General features: G+C 41.7%; 20 protein-coding genes. 15 read left to right on the top strand and 5 right to left on the bottom strand.

Annotated elements, in window-relative coordinates:
- Position 1 precedes the first annotated feature (1 nt).
- The gene (locus NST34_RS21225) at positions 2–475 is read left to right on the top strand and encodes a GNAT family N-acetyltransferase (protein WP_341128717.1); all 474 of its coding nucleotides are present in this window, start codon (positions 2–4) and stop codon (positions 473–475) included.
- 47 nt (positions 476–522) lie between these two features.
- Here the strand turns inward: NST34_RS21225 and NST34_RS21220 are convergent, their stop codons facing one another.
- Together NST34_RS21220 and NST34_RS21215 are read right to left on the bottom strand one after the other, a co-directional pair.
- Positions 523–1,932, bottom strand: a complete 1,410-nt coding sequence (locus tag NST34_RS21220; RefSeq protein ID WP_076286623.1) for an MDR family MFS transporter — start codon at positions 1,930–1,932, stop codon at positions 523–525.
- Between the two features lie 87 nt (positions 1,933–2,019).
- A complete protein-coding gene (locus NST34_RS21215; protein WP_341128716.1) occupies positions 2,020–2,445 on the bottom strand; it encodes a MarR family winged helix-turn-helix transcriptional regulator in 426 nt (141 codons plus the stop codon).
- Between the two features lie 206 nt (positions 2,446–2,651).
- Here NST34_RS21215 and NST34_RS21210 point away from each other — a divergent pair, with 206 nt between their 5' ends.
- The 5 genes from NST34_RS21210 (at position 2,652) to NST34_RS21190 (ending at position 7,278) form a co-directional block, all read left to right on the top strand.
- A complete protein-coding gene (locus NST34_RS21210) occupies positions 2,652–3,167 on the top strand; it encodes a CAP domain-containing protein (protein ID WP_341128715.1) in 516 nt (171 codons plus the stop codon).
- A gap of 170 nt (positions 3,168–3,337) precedes the next feature.
- Entirely contained in the window at positions 3,338–4,582 is a 1,245-nt protein-coding gene (locus NST34_RS21205; protein WP_341060158.1) for a stalk domain-containing protein, read from the top strand.
- Positions 4,579–5,409, top strand: coding sequence for an AraC family transcriptional regulator (locus tag NST34_RS21200; protein WP_341128714.1), 831 nt, complete (start codon positions 4,579–4,581; stop codon positions 5,407–5,409). The genes NST34_RS21205 and NST34_RS21200 overlap by 4 nt, the downstream gene beginning before the upstream one ends.
- Before the next feature lie 74 nt (positions 5,410–5,483).
- Entirely contained in the window at positions 5,484–6,668 is a 1,185-nt protein-coding gene (locus tag NST34_RS21195; RefSeq protein ID WP_341060159.1) for a multidrug efflux MFS transporter, read from the top strand.
- A gap of 16 nt (positions 6,669–6,684) precedes the next feature.
- Positions 6,685–7,278 (top strand): hydrolase, encoded by a 594-nt coding sequence (locus NST34_RS21190; RefSeq protein ID WP_341060160.1) that lies wholly within the window; start codon positions 6,685–6,687, stop codon positions 7,276–7,278.
- A 69-nt stretch (positions 7,279–7,347) separates the two neighbouring features.
- Here the strand turns inward: NST34_RS21190 and NST34_RS21185 are convergent, their stop codons facing one another.
- Positions 7,348–8,160, bottom strand: a complete 813-nt coding sequence (locus NST34_RS21185; protein WP_042189788.1) for an undecaprenyl-diphosphate phosphatase — start codon at positions 8,158–8,160, stop codon at positions 7,348–7,350.
- A 276-nt stretch (positions 8,161–8,436) separates the two neighbouring features.
- Here NST34_RS21185 and NST34_RS21180 point away from each other — a divergent pair, with 276 nt between their 5' ends.
- The 5 genes from NST34_RS21180 (at position 8,437) to NST34_RS21160 (ending at position 17,173) form a co-directional block, all read left to right on the top strand.
- Positions 8,437–9,003 (top strand): GNAT family N-acetyltransferase, encoded by a 567-nt coding sequence (locus NST34_RS21180; RefSeq protein WP_341060161.1) that lies wholly within the window; start codon positions 8,437–8,439, stop codon positions 9,001–9,003.
- 149 nt (positions 9,004–9,152) lie between these two features.
- Complete coding sequence (locus tag NST34_RS21175) at positions 9,153–10,658, top strand: hypothetical protein (protein WP_076286631.1); 1,506 nt, start codon at positions 9,153–9,155, stop codon at positions 10,656–10,658.
- A gap of 12 nt (positions 10,659–10,670) precedes the next feature.
- Positions 10,671–11,429 carry a DUF6063 family protein gene (locus tag NST34_RS21170; protein ID WP_341128713.1) on the top strand — a complete coding sequence of 253 codons (759 nt, stop codon included), beginning with the start codon at positions 10,671–10,673 and terminating at the stop codon, positions 11,427–11,429.
- Positions 11,407–15,897, top strand: a complete 4,491-nt coding sequence (locus NST34_RS21165; RefSeq protein WP_341128712.1) for a hypothetical protein — start codon at positions 11,407–11,409, stop codon at positions 15,895–15,897. Before NST34_RS21170 ends, NST34_RS21165 begins: the two co-directional genes overlap by 23 nt.
- 128 nt (positions 15,898–16,025) lie before the next feature.
- Positions 16,026–17,173, top strand: a protein-coding gene (locus NST34_RS21160) for an IS3 family transposase (protein WP_445667654.1) whose coding sequence is annotated in 2 segments (ribosomal slippage) — positions 16,026–16,284 and positions 16,284–17,173 — 1,149 coding nt in all. Because the reading frame shifts where the segments join, the coding sequence is not laid out codon by codon here.
- Positions 17,174–17,847: 674 nt separating this feature from the next.
- Here NST34_RS21160 and NST34_RS21155 read toward each other — a convergent pair.
- Positions 17,848–19,311 (bottom strand): ATP-binding protein, encoded by a 1,464-nt coding sequence (locus tag NST34_RS21155; RefSeq protein WP_341128711.1) that lies wholly within the window; start codon positions 19,309–19,311, stop codon positions 17,848–17,850.
- 205 nt (positions 19,312–19,516) lie between these two features.
- Between NST34_RS21155 and NST34_RS21150 the strand changes: the two genes are divergently transcribed.
- Complete coding sequence (locus tag NST34_RS21150) at positions 19,517–20,239, top strand: MOSC domain-containing protein (RefSeq protein ID WP_076286559.1); 723 nt, start codon at positions 19,517–19,519, stop codon at positions 20,237–20,239.
- Between the two features lie 83 nt (positions 20,240–20,322).
- On the top strand, positions 20,323–22,392 hold the full coding sequence (locus tag NST34_RS21145; protein WP_341128710.1) for a serine hydrolase domain-containing protein: 2,070 nt from the start codon (positions 20,323–20,325) through the stop codon (positions 22,390–22,392).
- Between the two features lie 95 nt (positions 22,393–22,487).
- On the opposite strand, the gene NST34_RS21140 is transcribed toward NST34_RS21145, so the two are convergent.
- Positions 22,488–22,919 carry a flavodoxin domain-containing protein gene (locus NST34_RS21140; protein ID WP_340971244.1) on the bottom strand — a complete coding sequence of 144 codons (432 nt, stop codon included), beginning with the start codon at positions 22,917–22,919 and terminating at the stop codon, positions 22,488–22,490.
- A 412-nt stretch (positions 22,920–23,331) separates the two neighbouring features.
- On the opposite strand from NST34_RS21140, the gene NST34_RS21135 reads away from it, so the two are divergent.
- Both NST34_RS21135 and NST34_RS21130 read left to right on the top strand, forming a co-directional pair.
- Complete coding sequence (locus NST34_RS21135; protein WP_042189760.1) at positions 23,332–23,673, top strand: DUF4181 domain-containing protein; 342 nt, start codon at positions 23,332–23,334, stop codon at positions 23,671–23,673.
- A 226-nt stretch (positions 23,674–23,899) separates the two neighbouring features.
- Entirely contained in the window at positions 23,900–24,805 is a 906-nt protein-coding gene (locus NST34_RS21130) for a phosphatase PAP2 family protein (RefSeq protein WP_076286556.1), read from the top strand.
- Positions 24,806–24,876: the final 71 nt, after the last annotated feature.

The raw sequence follows: 24,876 nt of genomic DNA, 5'->3' as shown, positions 1-24,876 counted from the left end.
TATGGGGATTTCTTTATGTAAAGCAGACGTAAGTGATGCGGAATTTATTCATCAAATGCAAGTCAAAGCCTTTATGCCATTACTGGAGAAATATAAGGATTATGAAACCAGCCCAGCCAATGAATCCGTAGAACAAATGATAAACCGAATTAATCAGTCTTTTACAGATTACTATATAATTAAGACTTCTGATATTGCTGTGGGCGGTGTCCGAATCGTTAAAAAGGAAAACAATACTTATCGTGTCAGCCCCATATTTATTATGCCAGAATACCAGGGGATGGGGATCGCCCAGCAGGTTTTTGCAATCATGGAACAGAGATATAATGACGCGAAAAAATGGGAGCTGGATAGTATTGAGCAAGAGCAGAGGAACTGTTATTTATATGAAAAGGTAGGATATAAACGAACAGAAGAAACAAAGCGAATAAACAATAAATTAACTTTAGTATTTTATGAAAAATATATGGATTAAAATTTAGACAGCGGACAGCTCGTGTCCGCTGTCTTTTTTGATTAAAATTAATAAACTCTAATACGCTTCACAAATAACGATAAAATTAATCCGATAACTGCAATTGCTGCGATAAATAAGTATGCATGTGTAATTCCTGCGGTTAAAATTTCAGGCTGTGCAGCAGTTGGATGTGTATTAGCGAATCGTGTTTGTCCGCTAGACATTAGTGTAACGGCGAACGTTGTACCAAGAGCACCTGCGATTTGTTGAAGTGTGTTCATAACAGCAGCCCCATCCGGATAGTATTTCACGGGTAACTGATTTAAGCCATTGGTTTGAGCGGGCATAATGACCATAGCTAATCCGATAAACATAGCGCAGTGTATTAAAATAAAGGTCAGGTTACTGGTTTCAGTAGAATTGCTTGTAAATAGAAAACCTGCAATGGTTGCGATGGAAAATCCTAGCGGCAGCAATAATTTCGGACCGAATTTATCAAATATTCTACCCGTAACTGGAGCCATAGCTCCGTTAATCACACTGCCTGGAAGGAGTAGAATTCCTGCAGCTGTAGCTGATAACAATAAACCACCTTTTAAATATAACGGTAATAAAATGGCAGAGGATAAAATGATCATCATTCCTAAAAAGACCATTATCAGACCTATTGTAAACATAGGATATTTAAACACTCGTAAATTTAGCATCGGCGTTTCCAACTTAAACTGTCTTAATACAAACAGGATTAAGCTGATGACACCAACGATAAGAGGCAGATAGACAATGATTTCACTTAAATCATGATCAGCGATGTTGCTAAATCCAAATACGATGCCACCAAATCCGAAAGTAGAAAGTAGAATAGATAAAATATCTATTTTAGGTTTAGAGATTTTGGCTACATTTTTGATAAATGTTAATCCGAAACCAAATGTAAATAATAATAAAGGTAAACTTGTCCAAAAGATAAACTCCCAGCCAAAATGATCCACGATCAAACCAGACAAAGTTGGTCCGATGGCCGGTGCACACATAATAACAAGTCCCATCATCCCCATGACAGTTCCACGTTTATGTGCAGGGAAAATTATTAGAATAATGTTCGTCATTAGGGGCAGCAATAAACCAGTTCCCAAGGCTTGCACTAAACGCGCAATTAATAAGGAGGTGAAATTGGGGGAGAGGGCAGCAATTAAAGTACCAATGATAGATAATAACAAGGATGCTGTGAATAATTGTCTAGTGGTAAACCATTGCATTAATAGGGCGGATATCGGAACGAGGATACCTAATACAAGTAAATATCCTGTGGTTAGCCATTGAACCGTTGAGGCGTTGATTGAAAATTCATCCATTAAGTTGGTAAAAGCCATATTTAAGGCGGTTTCACTAAATAGCCCGACGAATGCACCTAGCATAAGTGAGAAGGCCATTAGGGCGGGACGTTTAACTTGAACAGCTGCTGTTGATTCCATGATAGGGATAAACCTCTTTTCAGAAATGGATTCGCATTATTTTTGAAGAATAGATGATATGTCAACTATAGAGCAGAGGATATGCATTTATGCCTCTCTTACATTATTCTGCACACGAGTTAACAAAGTTGTTAGCGCTGAGTACTCCGCAGGAGAGAATCCTGTCGCTATAATTTTGTTTAATTTGATCGTCACCTCATTGATTGTAGTCTCTAATTTCCTGCCTTCGTCTGTGACAAAAACATTTACCGAACGACGGTCTTGCGTACTTGTTACTTTATGAATGTACCCCTTGTTCTCTAAGCTTGCGATCATTCGGGCAACACTGGCTTTATCCTTCCCAAGCTTATTAGCAATCTCGTTCTGAGATAGACCTTCTTTCTCAAGCAACAAAGCCATAAGTAAATGTTGTTCAGGCGCAAGCCGAACGGGTGCAAGCAATTTTGTTAAATAATTGGCTATTTCTAAGTGTAAATCTCGAATAACTAACCCTAGCGGGTCTTTGGAATCCATATGATCTCTCCTAATTAGAAAAATAGATGATATATCAACGTTTATGATTTGTTTATATTAACATAAAGTAACATATGCATGTCAAGTCAAAGAGAAATCAAGTACATAGGGTTAACAAAATTTATAGTAGAATTATAGACTTTGGTACAAGCGTGAGGACCTCTTCCACAATATATTGTTGTAAATACAGTGTAGGAGGGAAAATCATGAAGCAAAGAATATCTTCAATAAGAAGAGTCAAAAGTTCTTTGAGTAAAGGAATAAAAACGAAACGTAGTCCCGTAACGAAAAGAGTAGGGAAGTCAAGAATTCATATTAGACAAGCTAATGCGTTTGAACTACAAGTATTTAGATTGGTCAACGAAGAACGGACGAGTAGAGGAATTGCTGCCTTAACTCTAAATACGCAGCTTACTGATCTTGCAGTTTTGAAATCAAGAGATATGAGGGATAATAATTATTTTAGCCATACCTCTCCAACTTATGGCACCCCATCACAAATGTTAGATCGATTTGGAGTGGCTTGGCGTGCTTATGCAGAAAATATCGCGGCGGGCCAAGCAACACCTGAAGCAGTAATGAGAACGTGGATGAACAGTACTGGTCATAGAGCTAATATTTTGGATCCTCGCTTTACGGATATTGGGGTTGGTTATGTAGGGGGAACTGCTACAAGTCAATATCAACATTATTGGACACAACTGTTTATTCAGAAACCATAAGAGATTACAGAGAAGCCACTCTATAATGAAATACGCCTCTGATTGTGTGTCTAACCATTGAGGTGAAGTTCATTTATGGGGTGGTTTGTCTTGTGTTTTTGAACTGCTTTACAGAAACCTTTCTGGAAGAATGTCGTCTAACAAGATATGGAATTTTGAGGAGGGGAACTATGCGTAAAAAATGGATACTTATAGGCGTCTTGCTGCTTATGGCAATCACTCCATTGATTGATGTCACAAAGGTACAAGCCGCAAAAGTATTGTTTGACGGAACTAGTAGTGCGGAGCAACTAAAAGCACTAGCTTCGATTAATAAAATTCGGCAACAAATGGGGTTGGATGATGTGAAACTTGATCCTGCCCTCGTTAAGGCGGCGATTAATCATGCTCGCTACGCTAATGCTAATTTTACGATAAAGTCTGAAGGCGATTTATCTATAGAAGTGAAAGGTCGTGAGTTCTTTACCCAACAAACGCCTAAAGAGAGAGTGTTAACTTCGGGTTTTAGCGGAGAAGTACCGGAGATTATGGAAACCGTATATATGAAAGAGCGGGCCTATGATGAATTTGATATGGCTTCAGAGATTAACGAGCTAGCAGTTATGCATGATCGCAGGGAAGTGATGCTGACCCCGGCAGTTGCTTCTATTGGCATTGCACGAGTGGGTAAGTCTACCGTGATTGTTGGTGCTGTGAAGTCAGAAGGCGTAATGATTACACCAGCGACTGCGAGCGTATTTCCTTATGATGGAATGACGCGAGTGTGGGCAGGCAACATTTACAAAATGAATGCACAGCAGTTAATTCAAGGAGAAGCTACAACACTTACGGTGTTTAGTAGTCTACGGGATGTAGCAGACCTAAAGGCTAAACTAAGCACACAGGCAGGCAACCGCCACATTAGTATCCCGCTTAGTGTGAAGAAACTCAATTCTGGTTACGGGTATGTACTAACAGCGCAGCGTCAGTTGAGGGGGGATCGGGAGTATACCGCGGAGGTTTCATTTCAATCTGGTGGCAAAACGCTAGTGAAAAAATGGACCTTTAAGACAAGCCCATTCCTGTATCAGTTGAACATTGATGATATGCCACTTCTATCAGCACCGCCGCTAAACATTGTGAATGGCATTTCAGAAGTGCCCATGCGTTATCTCTTTGAGTTATTTGGAGCCAGGGTAGAATGGAACAAGGCAACTCGCACGATTACCGCTGAAAAAAATGGACTTTCTCTGAAGATGACCATCGACGATCATACAGCCTACATTAATGGACAAGCTGTGCAGATGAATAGCCCACCTCATCTATACGGTTACGCGACCTATGTTCCTCTCCGATTTATATCCGAAACGTTCGGATATGATGTAGAATACGATCCGATCGAACGTTCGGTGGACATTTGGACAGGTCTTTTATGAATATAAATAATCTATTTTTCCACATACTATATTGTAATTATAGATACTTCAACGACCCCAAGAGAAATTGGAGCAAGCTCGTTAGAACCCTTCAGCATCATGAACTTCTCTTAGTGACTGGAGGGAAGGGCAGCTTTATGATGGAGCGAAAACGACATTCGTTTAAAGCTGGTATGTTATTCTATATTTCTCCAGATGTTAAGCATTCAATACAGATAGATGCTGAAGATCCCTTATGCTTTCTGTCCGTTCATTTCAACTATGCGAAGGTGAGCATGAACGAGGAGAACTGGGGAATTAGTGGTGATGTGGATTCACTCCATTTGCAAGCTGTATCCGAATTGAAGGATTATTATCAAGTGGAAGATATCTTCGGACAAATGATTCAGAGCTGGAATACTAAGCTGCCAGGGTATGAATTTGTAGCGAAGACTTTGTTACAGCAGCTTATCATTGCAATTGCTCAAAATACACAAAAACAAAGTCAAAATTACTCCACTTCATTAAAGGTGGAAAAAATTATTAATTATATGCATCAAAAGATCAATGAGAAAGTTAGCTTGAGCGAATTGTCAGATTTGGTACAGCTTTCACCTGCTTATTTATCGAGAGCATTCAAAGAGAGTACAGGTTATTCGATCATTGAGTTTTTTAATAAAATGAAAATTGATAAAGCGAAAGAGCTGATTCTTGAAGGGGACATAAAAATCAAAGCGGTTGCGCAAACCCTTGGATTTACGGATGAATTTTATTTCAGCAGAATTTTTAAAAGAATGACAGGCATCAGCCCTTCGGAATTTCAGAGCAAAAATATCCATGGAGTTTAGAATAATGCATGGTATAGAGCCAATCTGACTGTTAATATGAGGTTGTTATTGTTAGCAGAAAGAAGGCTTTTTTTATGTCCATGTGGAAAAGGAATTTGATCGTTTGCTGGTTTGGTATGTTTGTAACAGGTGTAGGTATGAGCCAGATTGCGCCAGTATTGCCACTTTACATTAAGCATCTTGGCGTGGATAATGCCGATTCCGTTGCTCAGTTTTCTGGCATTGCTTTTGGGATTACCTTTATCGTTTCAGCCATATTTTCACCCATTTGGGGACTGGCGGCAGACAGGTTCGGACGGAAACCAATGCTTTTGCGGGCAAGTCTTGGGATGGCGATTGTGATCAGCTGTATGGGTTTTGCGCCTAATGTGTATGTATTAATTGCACTAAGATTATTACAGGGCACAATAACGGGTTATAGTACAGCTTGTACTACATTAATCGCGACTCAGACGGATAAGGAACATGCAGGATATGCTTTAGGAACTCTTTCAACAGCCAGTATTGCTGGAGCTTTACTTGGCCCAACGATTGGTGGTTTCATTGCAGAGAGCATGGGTTTACAAAGTTCATTTTTTGTTACGGGTGGACTGATGCTGGTTGCCTTCATTACAACGGCTTTGTTCGTGAAGGAATCTTTTCATCGTGAAGATAAAAAGACGCTAAGTATCAAGGAGGTCTGGAGCAGTGTTCCAGAGAAAAGCCTAACGCTAACCTTGTTTGTAACCTTCTTTATTCTAACTGTTGCTTTATACTCTGTAGAACCAATCATTACGGTATATGTTACTCAACTCTCCAAGAGTGCTAGTCATGTGGCTCTGCTTGCAGGGATGACCTTCTCAGCTTCAGGGCTGGCTAACATTATTGCTGCACCAAGGCTTGGCAAGTTGTCTGACCGAATAGGTGCTCAAAAAGTTATACTAGTTGCGCTTATAGCGGCAGGACTTCTGTTTATCCCACAAGCGTTTGTTCAGAATCCTTGGCAGTTAATGGGTCTGCGTTTTCTACTAGGATTAGCGGCAGGTGGGTTAATACCTTCTGTGAATATCCTCGTTAAGAAAATAACACCAGATGCGCTTACAGGCAGAGTGTTTGGATTTAACATGTCGGCAGGTTATCTTGGCACATTTGCGGGTTCGGTTCTAGGTGGGCAAGTGGCAGCCTGGTTTGGGATCCGAGATGTATTCTTTATTACGAGTGTTTTGCTATTGATAAATGCAGGCTGGGTTTATTTTAAAGTATATAAAAAACTAAGCTAAAATGGGAGAGAAGACAATGGAAGACTTAAAGAGATCAGAAACTGAATGTATTGATGCAAAGAAAACGGCGCTGGTTGTAATCGACTTGCAAAATGGAATTGTTAACATGCCGAATAAGGCTCCACATACAGGTGAGCAGGTGGTTCAGAAGGGCAGCAGTTTAGTTCAAGCCTTCACGGAAAAGGGGGCATTTGTGGTACTTGTAAGAGTATCCTCGTTAGATGGACAGGATATGTTAAGACCTCAAACAGATCTGAACATGAATGCAGGAGCCATTCCAGAAGGTTGGGATACCTTGGTACCTGAATTATCTGACTTCAAAAACGCACATGTGATATCTAAACGTCAGTGGGGGGCATTCTTCGGAACGGATCTTGATTTACAGCTACGGCGTCGTGGTATAGATACAATTGTCTTGTGTGGTATTTCTACATCCATAGGTGTGGATACGACAGCTAGAGAAGCTTATCAGCTTGGTTACAACCAAGTTTTTGTGGAAGATGCAATGACTGCTTCTACGAAAGTAGAGCATGACTATGTGTGTAAAACCATTTTCCCTAGGATCGGCAAGATTCGGTCGAGTGTTGAAGTAATATCCCTGTTAAAATAGGATGAAAAGCCCTCATGCTCTCTGTAATCCCAGAGATTGTCATGAGGGCTTTTGTTTGAAATCATGTACTTACATGAAGATAAGGAGTAGTATCCCAGCCAAGAAGCAGTAATAAGAGAAGTACTTCAAATTACCTTTAGCCATAATCCCCATAAACCAGCGCATAGAAAAATACGTAACGATTAGTGTAGTGATAAATGCAATTAAGTATGGAATTGCTAGTTGCGCTCGGTTCGGGTCACTGGCAATATCAGATGCCCCCATAACAAGTCCGCCCAGACTGATTGGAATATACAGCATAAAAGAAAAGCGTAAAGCAGTTTCTTGCTTCATTCCCACAGCAATGGAAGAGATGACCGTTGCGCCTGAGCGACTTATTCCAGGAATAAGAGCTACAGCTTGGGCAAGTCCGACTATGACTGCATCCTTCGCTTTTAAATCCCCATCTTGTTTACGACCGCGAAGATTACGAATTAACCATAAAGCAACCCCGGTTACCAGCAAGGCGATGGACACGGTGTGTACTGACGAGAAGATCTCCTCAATTTGGTCCTTAAAGAACAAGGCTACGATAACCGCAGGCATGGTGCCAATGATAATGTACAAAGAGAACATAAAATCTGACTTATATTCCTCTTTGCGGGTCAGAATAAATTGAACGAATCCAGTGATCAATCTTCCGATATCTTTGCGGAAAATAAAGCAAATCGCAATTAGAGAAGCCGTATTTGTTAGGATTTCAAATGATAGCCCATTCTGTTTTAAGCCTAGCAATTTCTGCGCGATGATTAAATGGCCGCTCGAGGAAACGGGGATTGGCTCAGTTGCCCCTTGAACAAACCCTAGAAACAAGTATTTAAGCCACAGTATAATATCTTCCATTTTTCCTCCCAGTATTTTTGTAATCTTTTTAATCATATCTCATTCAATGAAGAAATGACAATAGAACCATCGTGCCATATCTAAGTTCATCCCCTTAAATGAGGACTTGACTGAACCAGTTATAATATTCTTGAATGGCTTGTACACTAACCGAGCCTATCGCGAAAGTAAACTAAATGAGGTGGAACTATTTGTAGTTCATTAATTAAAATTCATCGGCAGGGCATTCCGAAAGCCGCCAGCGTTCTGGCAGAAGCCTTCGCAAAGGATGATCCATTGTATCAGCATATTTTGCCTGATGAAACAACCAGACTCCGCGTTTTAAACATTTTTTTTCATCGTTATATTGAGATGTTGTATCCTTATTCGGATTTACTAACGACGTCAACAAATTATGAAGCTGTCGCCTTGGTGTTCCATTCGGAGCGTCAGAGCGGGACATTGATTTCGAACGTCAACTATATGAAACAAATTGGGCTTGCGGTTCTCAAGTGTTTACCGATTTGCCGAATCATTGGTGTGCGAGGATTTATTCGAGGGTTAGCCACTTTGAACAGTATGAGCTCCTTATGGTTATCGATGTTTGGAGATCAGAAGTATATGCATTTGGATATGCTTGTAGTGCAAGAACGTTACCGTGGGCAAGGATATGTATCAAAAATTATGATGCCGCTGCTCGCCGAGTGCCGCGAGAAGAATGCATTATGCACGTTAGAGACACAGACGCCAAGCAATCTACCTATCTATGAGCATTTTCAGTTCCGCACAGTTAAGGTTATCCCCTTACCCAACAGTACATTAGAGCAGTATTGCATGGCATGTACTCTAGATTCTGCAGAGTAGAAATGCGTGGATAGAATCTATTATTTTGTTTAACAATAAATAGCATAACCTTCGATGAATTGATATAATAGAAACATATATTCGCGTACTTCAGAACCCTATACGGATGTATACGGGTTTTATTTTTATTTGGTGAGGATGGCAGAAAGATGAATTGGTCGGATTTTGGCGAACGAAATAAACGATTGAATCCCCTATGGAATCTGGGGGCTGGGATGAACCTTGGCGAAATCCAACCGTACAAAGAAATGGTATCTTTAAGCATCTTGTTGCAAGTCTATTATTTGGAGCTAGAATCCAATGAGAGAAGATCCAAGGAAGATATAATAGCGTTGGCTTGGACTGCATTGGAACGGTTCAATATTGCGAATCTCGGGACTACCGAATCCGTAGAACGTTTAGTAGATGGCCTGCTCTGGAGCGGAAATGGTGGGGATTTCGAATCCTATTATTATGATGATGCGGCTCGGCAAATGTCTGTGCAGAAATATAAGTATTTCATGGTGGATGAGGATGCGACCCGCAGTAGCTGGGAAGAGAGCGGTAGAACAATCTATCGTCTCTCCGAATATGCCATGGAGCTTATTTTTATGAGTCATGAGATTATTGAAGAGTTCCAGATCAGCATCAAGCTGCTCGAGATTCAGATGCATATTAAGCATGGACGTGTAACTCGGGCGCTTCAGGATGTGAATGAGCTTATCTCCCGGGTTAGGAAGATGACTCATGAGCAGCAGGAATACCGGAATGCATTGCGCCGTAACCCGAAGCATATTTTTAGTGAATTCGGAGTGGCCCGGCATCAGAGACTTGAAGAAATTCATCAGCAATTCGATGAAGAACGCAAGCATTTTGATAATATTCATCGTTCTCTGGCCCGGCTAGCCAATGACGAGAAAGATGTGATCGACTTTAATGAGATCCGTATTCTTTCTGAACGAGTCGAGCTCTCAAGGCGTGTACACGATGAGCTGGCTGAGATAGTCTTGAATATTTTCGAGGTGGAGACCAACTTAAGATTGAACTTCCCTGAACTATTCTGGGGAGCCGCCGGCTTTAATTTTCGTACGCATGTATGGGAGGAATGGGTTAAAGAAGAGGGTCTGCCAAGCGGTGACAGCTTTGAACTGCTGCTCGGCGGATTGTTTGCTCCGAATCAGGATTTTGTCTATCCACTTCCTTGGGCTTGGGAGGAACAAGAGGTTGGTTTTATCCCGGATATAGTAATAGATGAACTTGAAGATGAGCACTATGCTGAGAATGCTCAATATATTCCTAAAGGTATTCCATGGACGGAAGTCGTTGAACTGTGGAAGCCTGTGTTCAGTGCACTAGCCCAGCGAGGGAGCTTTACGTTTACTACAGAAGCTTTTACCGAGGAGGAATTAACAAGATGGGCACGCACACCAGATGCTGTCGATCTGTGGGTGCAGTTTTTTCATTCAGAGATTGTAGTACAGGAACAGGCTCCGGAGAACAGCAACGGATCTGATGAATGCCAGCTGCTAATCAGGTACGTACTAGCGGATGATCCTCAACTGGAGAGCTTGCACGGCAAGCTGTTGCGGACGAGCATTGCGCAAGAATCAGCCCTAAGGGTACGCTGGTCTGGTCTAGACATGAGCCCATATACTATTACGATCGTGGAGAGGTGAGAGGTTACTAGCATGAGTTATACATTAGAACAGGTACAGCAAGCTTCACGGCTATTTTTTGAATTACTTCGTAAAAAAGTAATCCCTCTCGATGATCCTGCGGCAGCGGAATGCCTGCAGGATGCAGGAACATATGATGCGCTTCAATATGTTGCCAAGGAGGCAGGCTGCCGAGTGATGAATTCGGGACACCGTCTCCATTTGTTGGTCAATCCACTCGGGTCAGTGTTCGCCACCAACTTTACCCAGTTGAAGAATAAATACTCACGAATTGAACGCAAAACTCATTTACATATCATTAATATCATCATCCTTGTGTTTCTGGCCGAGATGGATCAGGACGAGACTTACTTTAAGTCCGGGCAGGACAGTATGTCCTATATACAGATATCCGATCAGGTGTCTTCACTTTTCCAAGCATGGATGCAGATGGATGATGAAGGCCGGTTTAGTCAGCAGTGGCGCTTGGATATCCAAGCGATGTCGAAGGTGTGGACTAACCTCTATATGCAAACTAAGAGTCAGGAAGAGAGCGATCTTCTGACAAGAGGCGCAGGCTCACGAATTGGGCTGATTCATGAAGGCATGAAGCTCCTGGAAGAGGAGAAGCTCGTGTTCATCTCGGAGTCAGAGAAGCGGATATTCCCACGGGAAGAGCTTTATGAGAGAATGCGGTATTTATATCATGATGTTGACCGGTATCAGGAATTGAAGAAACTTATCGGACGAACTTTAGCTGAGAAAGACGGTGCTATTAATGCCGCGGATTGAACGCATACGGATTACAGGACTTAAATATGAGAAAATGCTCAAGAAATATGATGATATGATTCTGGACCTCTGTAACGAAGAGGGGCCAAGCAATACGCTTATTACGCTTATGAATGGAGGCGGGAAGGGCGTACTGCTGCAATCCATATTTCAGTTATTAATGCCTAAAACACCATGGGGAAAAGACAGTGAGAACCAGGTGGAAGCATTTTTTCATAATCATAAAAAACAACTTAAACCTTACACCTTTCATGTAGCTATCGAATGGCATCTGGACAACAATGAGCGTAATGAATATATGACGACTGGTATTGCTATGACGGCACATAACTCACTGGATCAGCAGGATATTAAAGTGGATTACCTTCTATACGCACTTACCGATTATGGCGATGCGTCTGAACTCACCCTTTCGACGTTGCCACTCTTCGATGAAGAGACTGCTGAACCTACGAGTTTTGAAACGATCCAGCAATTTATACGAGATCGGCGGGGAGAAATTGTACCTTTCGGTAGCCATAGCTCGGATTTAAAAAGATATTATGATTTCCTGGCTACCCGGGATATCCATATCGCCGAGTGGCGCAATATGCGGCGGATCAATGGGGAAGAGGGTGGTATTAAAGGTTATTTTAAAAAGAATGACGCCTTTACCAACCATAACTTATTCGAAAAGCTAATTATCCCTGAGATTGGCTCCAGTCTAAATGAGGGACCCAAAGAAGAAGACAATACGCTGCAGCGGATGTTTATTGACACGGCGACAGTAGCTCAACGTCTACCGATGCTTGAACAGCGGGAACAGGTCTATACAGAGTTTCTTGGCATGGCTGCACCTTTATACGAGCTGGTGAAGCTAGGAGTAGAGGCAGAGAGTGTTGTTCAAGAAACTGAACTTCGTGGGCGTCAGATCTATACGGTTATTCATGAAGAACAGAGAAATGCGGAAGAAGAGCGAAGTAAGGTTGGTAATGAACTGGCTGGTCGTTATCAGGATGCGAAGCAATTGCGATTTGAGACGGACAATCTAAAGTATTTGCGCAGTAAGGAAGAAATGGAACTGAAACAGGAAGAGTTCAAAAAGCTTAGTGATGATCAGAGACGTGCACGTGGACGGCTGGACGATTCCAAGACTCAGGAGAAAAAGCTTGAAGTGGCTCATTTCTTAGCTAAACGTATGCTCCACACACGACAAATTGAGCAATGGCAGAAAGAAATTCAAGCGATCGAAGGATCTCTGGAGATGAAAGAACGTCAAGAGGTCATTCAGACGGCTAAAGAAAAGCTTCGTAAACAATGGGATGTGGTGTCAAGCCTCTGGCAACAAACGATCAGAGGATTTGGAAACGCTGAGCGAGCACTGACGACTGAAGAAAAAGGTCTGCGCAAGGAGCGGGAGAGCTTCCTGTTGGAGTTAGCAGGCCTGGATATCCAGATTAATGAATTGACGCTATCTATCCGTCAATATACAGAAGAACTCGGAACATTCGCAGCTCAGCATGGTCAGGACGCTGCACATGCTCCGGTGGCGGCGCTTCAACGTACGATTTCAGCTGCCAAAACGATACTTCTGGATATGGAAGTGCTAGACGAACAGCATAAAGAGGCAGAGAACCGAAAGCTGGCACTGCATAAGAATCACGCAGAACTCAGCGAGAAGCATCGCTCTTATGAACGAGAGGTAGACGAGCTCGGGGCACTGCTTGATTCGCAGACCTATAAAGAATCACAATTATGGTCACAGATTGTTGTTCTACTGGAAATGTTTGATGAACATAATCGTTTGGGAGCTACTGGCCTTTTTGAAGAGCAGGATACGATTCAACTACGATTTATCCGAAAAATGGATGAAGTGGAGCAGCAAACAAAACGTTCCAGACGAGAGTACTACAATCAGCTTATGGACGTGGAACTTCAGAATCAATCCTACTGGCTGCCGAATTCAGATATTCTCGCGGTCAAGGATACACTCGATTCGCTCAAGATTCAATCCACACCGGGCAGTTCCTATTTAAATGATCGTCCATACCTTGAACGTGAGGAAGAACTAGAGCGCCATCCACTCCTTCCTTATAGTCTGATTGTTACCCGGCGCGAAGCTGATAAAATCAAACCGGATTTGCTGAAGGACACGCTGCTGAAATCAGCGGTGCCAATCTTTATCCGTGAAGAGATGGTAGCTTCAGATCCAGTATCTTTTAAGCTTCTAGCTAACCAAGGCCCACAAATGGTACTGGAGCCAGATCGGTTCTTAAACTTTAAGAGCGGTATTCAGGCAAAGCTTAAGGAGCAAGAACAAGTGCTTCAGGACGCGGAGGCTTATTTATCGAAGTTGAAATCTGTGCGTCAGGAATATGAGCGGTTATATCAAACAGAGAACACTGTGACGATTACAGCCAAACGCAATACCCTTATGAAACTGCAGAGTGAACTTCAGCAGAGCATTATCAGTCTGAGCAACGAGATTAATGAGAACGATAGCACGCTTGCTCGGATCGGTCGGGAACTTATCGAGAATAAAGCGCTTAGTGCAGAGCATGAGCAGAGAGCAGCAGCGTTGCAAGGTTGGATTGAACGTTCGAAGAAACATGAGCAGGATCAAAAGGAGAAGAAAAAGTATACAGATCGTAAGAGTCTAGTGAGCAAAGAGCTTGCGAGTAAGGACCAGCAACTCGAGCATCTTGAAGCGCAAATGGTAAGCCTTGGCGGAGAGCGTGAGAAATGGATGGGTGATGCCAAGTATGCTCTGTTCCCTAGACTGCAGCATTGGTTCCCTGAAATTGTATTTCCGACATATCATCAGCTTTCGGATGATATGGAACCCACATCAATAGATCCCGTAGAGCAGAACCTTCTGTTGCAGCAGCTCAGTACCGTTGAAAGTCTGCAGCAATCGCTGACGGAGAATGAGCTTGAAATTCGAACAAGAGCCGCCCAGATTAAAGCGGCGAGCGAAAATCTAACGGAGCTTGAAGCCAGCCTGAATCAAGTGGATGAGAATTGGCGGAAGGTAACAGAGCCTGCTGAATCTACTGAATCCATTATGGCTGCAAGAAACCGTCAAAAGTCGGAAACTGCTTCACTGGAAGAAGACTATCAGATGGTTCACGATTCTTTCATCCGTTGCCAGACCGAATTGGAGAATTTGCAGAAGGAATTGCGTAAGGTAGAAAAAGGAATCAAAGAGAAACATGAGCGTGCCGTGGAAATTTGGAATGAGCAACTCGAGCAAAAAGAGGCGGACATTCAGGAGCGTTTCCAAGAGAATGAGCTCATGCTTAACCAGTGTAAACGATCTTTGGAACGAATGGATGCGTTTATTCAGACGTTATCCAATCAAATCAAGATCATGAATGCGCATATTGAGGATCGGGTCAATCTACGGACTGTGCCAGAAGAATTAATGCTGAGCGTAAGAGAAGGCTGTGAGTCACTGGTTGCTGACTGGCTTCTTCGTATTAAGGATAGCCGAGTTAGACGGGACGAGGTTTCCAGAAAGGTGAAGGAAGAGAAAAATTCATTAACCGGAAAACTTGCCAAAAACGAACGGAATTCTGAACTGGAGACCAAGATTCTAGATCGATTAAATACGGTTCATTGGGATAACTTCGCTATTGCTCAGCAAGTTCTAGATTCGATGTTACGTAGTTCACGCGATCAGATTGAGAGCATTCAAAGCGATAAGGAGGATATGGATCTGTCCCGCAAGATGTGGGTAGCCCGTGCTTCTTATCGTGTAGTACAAATCATTGATATTATGAAGCGAATGGAACGTCGGATGATTATTCATAATGAGAATAATTATGCCTTCCCGCTAGTACGCCTGAATTATAAGAATATCAATATACCGAGATCAAGCGATGAGGTAGAGCCGATGGTCAGCGACTATTTCAATCGTTGTATCCATGAATTGCTCTCAAAATATCCAAAGATTGAACAAGTGCCAACACTTATAATCAAAGAGGTTATTAATGACGGACGAATCGTCTATGCGGCGCTTCAGAATCGCTTCCCGATTCTTCAGGTATATAAACCAGTAACGGAAAATTACTTCCTCTACGCCGCTCCGGAAGACTACCATTATTCCGACTGGGAAATCATCAATCGGGGTGCGCTGGATGAGGCTGTCGGCAGTGGTGGACAGCGCCAATCTGTACAGCTGCTGGTAGCAATGATGATCATGACACATAAACGTGTGAATCGTGAGAACAAAGGGTGGACGGTCTTTTTATATGACAATCCTTTTGGAGAAATGGTTTCTAATAACGTGCTTGATCCCGTATTTGAAATTTCTAAGGCTCTAAAATTTCAGTGGCTGATTGTAACACCACCGGAGCTAGTGAAGAATGACGTTAGCGTTCGCTTTGGTGTGTACTGGCAGCTCTATTTCGGAGGCGTTAAAGGGGATATGTTAGAATCCACCCTAGTCAAGGGAGGAAGAAAGCTCATTCCTGTTTCACTTTTTTGACCCCTTGTATCCATAATGAAAGAAGCTCTAGTAGCATAATGCTGCTGGTATTATCCCCTCATGGTTGACAGTGAAAAAAGAGCACATGGTATCATGTGTTTAACACAGTCGACCGGAGGGGATTTTTCATGGCTAAAAAGGGGCAGACGTTTACGAAGTATTCAGAAGAATTGAAGAACGAGGCGGTTCGACTTCACTTAGAGGAGCATATGAGCTATTCACAAATTCTAGAAAAACTCGACATCAAGAGCGATGCTCAGTTGGTGAGGTGGATACGTAAATTTAAAAGTGGGGAGACCTTTGAGGACCGACGCGGAAAAGGTGGAAGGAAGCATTTTGACAGTAAAGACGAAGAAATCGCGTATTTGAAGGCACAGGTCGAATACTTAAAAAAGCTCAATCCCAATCTACATGGGGAGGGAAGTTGGATACAAATACCCGGTGCCAATCCATTCAAGAAATGAGCGAGCGATACCCAATTGTTTGGCTGTGCAAACTGGCTGAATTGTCCCGGGCTGCATACTACAAATGGAAAAAGACCTCTGACCTGCGGGAAGCACGCCAAGAGAAGGATACGAACCTTAAGGAACATATCTTAGCCATTCATCGGCTACGTCCTGCCTATGGCTATAAGCGAATGCGTACAGCGCTTCGTAAAGAGGGATTTCCCGTAAACCATAAGAAAGTTCGCAGGTTGATGAGAGAGCTAGGCATCCAATCAGTGATTCGCAAGAAACGCCCGTTTGCCGGGCGTAAGCCTTCTGTCTTATTTCCAAACGTACTCAACCAGAAATTCACAGCCCACGCTCTTCAGCAAAAGCTAGTCACGGATATTACCTATATCCGTACAGGCCACGAGTTTGTCTACTTATCTGTAGTGATGGATCTGTACAACAACGAGGTTGTGGCTTGGAGAATCTCTGTCCGTAATGACTTGAAGCTAGTGGTAGATACTGTGAAATCTCTCCAAGACTCAAAGGCTCTCCTGCACTCAGACCAGGGCTTTCAGTACACTACTCGGACGTATGCCCAGGTTTTAGAGGACAAGGGTTTGGTCGGTAGCCACTCCCGGCGGGGGAATTGCTACGACAATGCTTGTATAGAGTCATTCTTCTCTCACCTTAAGACCGAAAAATTGTATTTGGAGAAACCCAAGAATCTTGAAGATGCTGAACATTTGGTTAAGGAGTACATCCTTTACTACAACAAGGAACGCTTCCAGAAAAAACTCGGCGACCTGTCTCCGGAAGAGTACCGGAACCAGATCGCCGCTTAAAAGGCTTCTTTTTTACTGTCTACTTGACGGGGCTATGACCACTGCTGGAGCTTCTTTTTCGTTATACATTATCCTTATCTTTCTCGCTTATAACGCTTACCGGCCTTAAAGGACGCCGAAGGCGTATATGCTTACTATAATAGAATTAATAAAATTTCGAGACTGCGGAGAAATGTATGCGAAAAACCGAATACAATGTGCCGCCGGTAACGTAAACGAGCCGAATGTATGCGAAAAACCGAATACAATGTGAAGACAGTATCGTTAACGAGCCAAATGTATGCGAAAAACCGAATACAATGTGCCGCCGTAACGTAAACGAGCAGAATGTATGCGAAAAACCGAATACAATGTGCTGACGGTAACATAAACGAGCCAAATGTATGCGAAAAACCGAATACAATGTGCCGCCGGTAACGTAAACGAGCCGAATGTATGCGAAAAACCGAATACAATGTGCCGACAGTATCGTTAACGAGCCAAATGTATGCGAAAAACCGAATACAATGTGCCGCCGGTAAGGTAAACGAGCCAGCACCGTTATTCTCCCCAAATTACCCGGGAATGGGCTTGTTATTAGGGAATAAGTGCAATATGGTCCGTTAAGCGGAACCTCACTACGAAGGTATGGATACTAGTATGAATGAGGATCATTCATTGCGGCACTTCATATGCTATACCGCAGCTTCCTCTGGCTCTAAAATTTTTGGAATGGTTACCGTAAATGTAGTGCCTTGCTCAGGAACACTTTCTACACTGATCGCTCCGCCATGATTATGTACAATATTCTGCGTGATCATAAATCCAAGGCCTGTTCCTGTTTCTTTTGTCGTATAAAATGGTTTACCAAGTGCTTTAATCTGTTCCTCTGTCATCCCGCAACCTTCATCTTGCACGCTGATTCGGGCTTCACTTTCATTTGTAAGCACATGAATATATATGTTTCCTCCACTATTCATTGCTTCCATCGCATTTTTGAGTAAATTAATAAATACCTGTTTCAGCTGATAAGCCTCACCATGGATCCAAATGGAGTGATCTGTACAGACAGGGAGGATCTGAAGGTTTTTCAGTGCAGCTTGTCCATTCATTAGTGTGGTGACTTGTTCTAGTAAAGATAATAAATCCACTGCTTTACTGATATGCGTCGTTTGTGGCTTGGATAAGACCAGCAGCTCGTTAACGATAAATTCGATGCGCTTCAATTCTGACTCAATAATGAAAAAATATTTATCATTCATGCGCTCGGAAGAGCGAAGCAGCTTCATGAAGCCGTTAATGGCGGTAAGCGGATTTCTGATTTCATGCGCGATTCCAGCAGCTAATTGCCCTGCAGTAGATAATTTCTCGGATTGGATTAGCCGTTCTTCTTCCAGCATTTGCTGAGAGACATCTTTAAAAATTCCGATAAATGCCATGTTTCCATTGAAAATAATCGGTAATGTGAATCCATCCACAAATTTCTGCTGACCGTTTAAGCAATTAATTAAGTAGCAAACAGAGCCAATCGTGTCACCACTGTAATACCTTTCCCTTCGTTCTTGGAGGATTGCATGGTTGGTAAGGTCTACAATATTAGTAGTGGATGTACCCACCAATTGATTCAGGCTCTCCGCATGGATTAACTGTAAGCCCGCTGAATTCACATACTGAATAATCCCTTTTGCTGTAATAACAACGGTCAGAGGTAATCCCTCCAGGAGTTGCAGGAATGATTTATCTTTTTCTAGTAGACTGCTTTCCGCTTCTTGTAGCTGAGTTTCTATATGCCTGATCAAGGTCTTGTTCTCAAATTGAGTAAAATAATATAGGGGTGCACCATTAGCTCCCGAAACGATAGATATGGAGATCTCTATTGATAACAGCTGTCCGGTTGGTAGGTAGTAGGCCTGTTGGAATCGATGAGGATGGATGTTCATAGAGGAAAGAGACCTTCCAAGCTCAGCAATTTGATGGATCTGACTTAGAAGGGTTCGGACGGATGGTGAAGGTGTTATTAACTCGTTATGATCATATCCCAATAGGGTACTTAGGGCTGAATTCCATTTTAGGAACGTTCCATCTAACGAAACTAGAGCCATTCCAATTACAGCATGTGTAAAAGCAAAATCAAAACTTTGGAATTCATTGGACCGCACTGCTATTCACCTCTCATATTCTTTCCACTATATGTAATAGTCATAGTATAAAACATATAATCAAATAAAATATATAAATTTTTATGTGATCGAGAATCGTTCGAAATAGCTATGTGTTGTTGTGAAAATAAGGGTGCAAGAGTCAAACGATTTCAGTTAGAATTAAAGGATATGTTGTATTTTTAGAAAGTGGAGGCGTTGTGCCGTGGAATCAATCGTTGGTGAAATCAGAGAAATTAATCGCTATCCAGTCAAGTCATTTGCAGGTGAACGATTGGAAACCTGTGTAATAGAACCGTATGGAATGTTAGGTGATCGCTTCTGTGCCTTTTATGATGAGTCAAAAGAGGGCTGGTGGCGGTATTTTACGGCTAGAAATAATCCTAAAATGCTTACCTACCAAGCGCAATTTATCAATGGAGAAATTCATGTAAGGGCTTCGGATGGACGAACCTTTGGGTGGGATGAGCATTTATTGGAAGAAATCCAAAGCCAAACTAAAACGCGAATTACCATGTCTAGTATAAAAGCTTCACATCCACAGCCAGAGCACCCGCAATTGTTATCGGTGGATGGCGCCAGTATTTTACTCATTACGGATGCTAGTTTGAAGAAGCTAGAGGCTGCGTGGGGACATTCCTTAGATCAGCGCCGGTTTCGTGGGAACTTTGTTATAGCTCTAAGCGATGAATCTCTTTTCGAAGGGGATTGGATCGGGCGGCAGCTCTCCATAGGAGATGTTCAGCTACAGGTAGATAGTTTTTGTGAGAGATGTATGGTTATCACGATGGACCCGGATAGTCAGGAAAGAGACCCTAAATTATTGAAAAAACTAAACCAAGAATTTGAACTACACTTCGGAGTGTACGCTTCTGTAGTTAAGACAGGGGAAATCAGAATTGGAGACAAAGTAGAATTAATGGATTAGATAATGATATAAACGTCCTTTACATTCTCATATGGATAATTTACCCTTTAAAGGAATGGAAAATTCATAGCGGGAGGGAATGTATGAAGAAGAAAATAATATCCCTGTTGATGGTATCTTTACTTTTAGTAGTTTATCTTCCAACGAATGCATTAGCAGCGGATAGTAGCAAAACGCAAACATATGTGAACACTCAGAAGGTCGCAGCAGAGAAGGCAGCATTCTTAACGGAAAAGATAGGAACGACAAGTCTCCAATATGCTCTTATCGATGGCGATAATATCGTTATGAGCGGCACAGCTGGATACAGCCATGTGGAGAGCAAGACAGCACCAAGCACTACAACGATGTATGGAATTGGCTCGACGAGTAAAATGTATACGACCGCTTCTATTATGAAGCTCGTTGATCAAGGAAAGGTAGATTTGGATGCACCTGTCGTATCGTATCTGAATAATTTTACAATGGAAGATTCACGCTATAAGCAAATCACCGTACGAATGCTGCTGAATCATTCATCAGGTCTTGGGGGTTCGAACTTATCAAACTCTTTCTTATTCAATGATTCTGATTCTATCGCCAAAGATAATTTGCTAGCGACTTTGACAACTCAACGCCTAAAGGCAGATCCAGGAGCCTACTCAGTATATTGTAATGATGGATTTACGCTGGCGGAGTTGATTGTTGAGAAAGTTAGTGGAATGGACTTCACTACATTCATCCATCAGAATTTTACAGGTCCTTTAGGGCTTGGGCATACGAAAACGCCAGTAGATTCTGTGGATTCTAGACAGCTGGCAAGTGTATACAATGCTACCTACCCTGCCGCTTTACCCCAAGAGACGATTAACGTGATTGGAACAGGGGGCATCTATTCTACGGCTGAAGATTTGGTGCGATTTGCAACTATTTTCACTGGAGGATCGAAAGAACTTCTATCAGAAAAATCAGTAAAAGCGATGGAGCAAGAGGAGTACAAGCGTGGAATGTGGCCAAAAGGAAAAGATAATTCGTTTGCGTATGGATTGGGCTGGGACAGTGTAAATTTATATCCATTCAATCAGTACGAGATCAAAGCTCTGACAAAGGGTGGGGATACAACTCTGTATCATACTTCACTTGTTGTATTGCCTGATCAGCAGATGGCAGCAGCTGTGGTATCTTCTGGTGGGGATAGCACAACCGATCAGATGCTTGCTAACGAAATATTGCTCAGTGCGCTACAAGAAAAGGGAGTTATCAAGGAATTAAAACCTACACCTACATTTAAAGCTTCGAACAAAGAGGTTATGCCGCAGGAATTGCTGGATTATGCTGGTGTCTATGCTGATTCTACACAACTGATGAAGATAGAGATTAGTAAAGCTGGGGAATTGAGTGTATCTTCGATTATGGCACCTACATTTCCAGGTCAGAAATTTTCGTATAATACAAACGGTGAATTCTTAGATGCAACGGGTACTAATAAAGTCAGCTTTGTGAAGGAAAGCAATGGACGTGCCTACCTTTGGATTCAAGGGTATGGGGTCATTCCAGGGCTTGGTGAGACTGCTCTTTCTCAATATTCAGCTGAAAAGCTAGAGGCAAACGCTTTATCCAATGAGGTCTTGTCAGCTTGGCAGCAGCGTCAAGGGAAATTGTATTTTGATGTCAGCGAGAAGTATAGCTCACAATTTTACATGAGTATGCCAGTAGCTGGAATTGCTATGTTCCCTGATGCACCGGGCTATATGGGCTCAAATAAAATAACTGGGCCGAATAAAGCTGAAATGACCGTGCAAATTCCAACTTTAGGTGGGCGCGATCTTGCGGATATTGTTTTTGAAAATAAAGAGGGCGTGGAGTATCTCAAGATTGGAAACCAATTATTTATAACGCAGGATGCCATTAAACCTATCTATGCCGGCCCGCAATCATTGGTAACCATTCAAGCAGATGGATATGCGAGATGGTATGAAGTACCTGAGACAGCATCAGGCAAGTTGATGACAGTAGGGCTACCACCTAAAGGTTCCTTTGCTGTTTATGATGCGAATGGTGTGTGTGTCAATTTCTCTACTGTCAGTGGTCTTACGCAAGTTAAACTTCCGAGTAACGGGAAAATTGTATTTGTAAGCGATGTGGGTGCGAAGTTTGAATTGACAATCAAGTAGTAATAAACCATTCAATTATATTTTATTAAAAAAGATCCTGTTATCCAGATAATATATCTGGATAACAGGATTTTTATTAGAAAATTCTATATTCCCTATTTAAAATTCTTAGAAAACTCTTTTATTTTATCTACAAAAATCCCCTTGAGCTGATCAGTACCTTCTTTGGGAGCCTTATAGGCTTTATAACCGCCAAAGGATTCGATGCAAACCGCAGCTTTCTTTAGATCATCCGGAAAATTCTTCTCAATTAATTCCTCCGTAGTCTTTGGTTTTTCGTTACAAATATAGTAGCCCATCTTCTTATTTAGTAACTCATCTTTATTTTTTTTGATAAAATCACGAATCGCTTTATATATTTTCTCGTCTCTTACTCCAGCACCTAAAATAATGCTATCAAATGCCTCAAGACTTGGCTTCTCTATTTCAATATTACAGATCTTACTCTGAGGAAGTTCTTCTGATAATACCTTTGCGCATTGCTCTGTTGCCCCTGATTTTGTAGCGTATAGAATAAGTACTGCCATTGTGGTCCCTCTTTTCAGTTTAAATTGTTCAGGTTTCAAAATACCCTCGCAAATCGAATATCTTGATAATCGAGATATTATCTATACTATCGAAAATGCAGATCTTTTGTCAAGTTAGCAACAAGTTCTCATGCGTTAATCAAACACCCTTATTATGGTATCATAGGGATAATTACGCTATCACTAACTACATCTTTTAAGAATCAAACGATAAAGAGGGGAGTGGAGATAAGTTGAGTATTATCGTAATGCTAGTCATCTATTTTTTGCTTGGAGTATTCGTGATTAAATTAGGCATCGATAACTCTAGAAGTACGCAAATATCAAAAGAATTATTAAATGAGTTAAGAGAAATCAAAGAACTAATGATAAGAAATAAATATGAATAACTTCTTAGAAGGAGGCAACAGGATTGATTATTCCATTTTTATTATTAATTATTGCTTTTTCTGGTTTTTTTCTAAGGATATGGATTGTTGGCCCGGATAAAGAAAAACTTTCTGACGACGGTAATGAGCTAAATATAAAAGGTAAATTAATACTTGGACTTATTGGATTAATTTCGGTAATTGTCATAATGATAGCTGATGGCGTACAGGGGATGGGAATGAAGTGGTTTTGGATTGTATTCATAATTATTTCCCTAGGATTTCAGTCATTTATTGATTGGAAATTTTTAAAGCATACGAAACAACATATCGTTTCACTGATTTTGTTAGTTGAAGGTGTGGTGTTAGTTTATTTCCTTTTCTAATCGTTTGTACCATAAAGCCTAATCTCCTGTCGCGTGCACAAGGGATTAGGCTTTTTTGCTTATTGTAGATAAACGATCCTTTTGATTTATTGATCACTTTTTCACATAAGAGGAGGGTTAAAATCTACCCTAGTTTAAGTTATTATTCGCCTATCCGAATTCATGAATGGAGCTTTATAATCTCAAATGTAAGCGTTTCCTAAATGAGTATAAAGGGGATGAGGAGATGACGACAAAAGGGACAAAACGTTTTATATGGGGATTTCTTATAGTATGGGTCATGTTAATGACGATCTTTACGTTTAATGATCTGAATCTATCCAAAGCTCTGTATAACGAACATGAATCGCGGTTTGGTTGGTTTTTTGAGGTATATGGAGAACATCCAGCTTTTCTAGTGTTATTCGCAGCTGGGAGTATTCTATTTAGTACGGTTAGAAATGAACGGTTGATAAAGAAGATTATGGTCCGTCTGGTGTCCGGATTATTCATCCTACTTAGTGGATTTGGTATTATAACGATTACTTTAACTCGTGGGTATGGGCTGGATGGGGATCATGTTATGATCAACAGTTTAATTATAACCGTACTATTTGCAACGTTGTGTCAATGGCTATTGAACCGTATAGCTGTTCAAACGCTCAGACAGTATAATCGTGCTGCTTGGGCAGCTATCGTGATCGTATTCGCGGAGATTCTGCTTGTAAATGTCCTCAAAATCTTTTGGGGAAGGATGCGTTTTCGTAATATGGAGGGCGATTATTCTCTATTTACAAGCTGGTTTCTCCCCCAAGGCATTCAAGAGAACGGCGTCACAACGGAAGCATACAAATCCTTTCCTTCGGGTCACTCTGCCAATGGCTGGACCATGATGCTGTGGATGATGTTTATGCCTTTCGCTAATAAATGGCGCAATATCATGCTTGTCTGTGCGGTAGTGTGGGGAATCAGCACCTCGACTAGCCGCGTCATTATGGGAGATCATTTTGCAACGGATGTATTATTTGGAGCATTTATTACAATTACTTGTATGCTGCTGTTCTGTAAGCTCTTTAAGGTTGATCTGTATCCTAATAGTCAGCCTAACGCTACCGCTCTGTTAAAAGATAAAAATGCCCCCTATTTTCGTTAAAATACGGACAGTTTAAAAGAATCAGCTTCAGTACAATGCAATTAAGAAAGCGCTAACAAAATGCGGCGCAG

It is taken from the genome of Paenibacillus sp. FSL H7-0714 (genome assembly GCF_038003765.1).
GTDB lineage: Bacteria > Bacillota > Bacilli > Paenibacillales > Paenibacillaceae > Paenibacillus_AQ.
The sequence above is the reverse complement of the archived record's forward strand: the minus strand, read 5'-3'. Positions and strand labels throughout refer to the sequence as shown.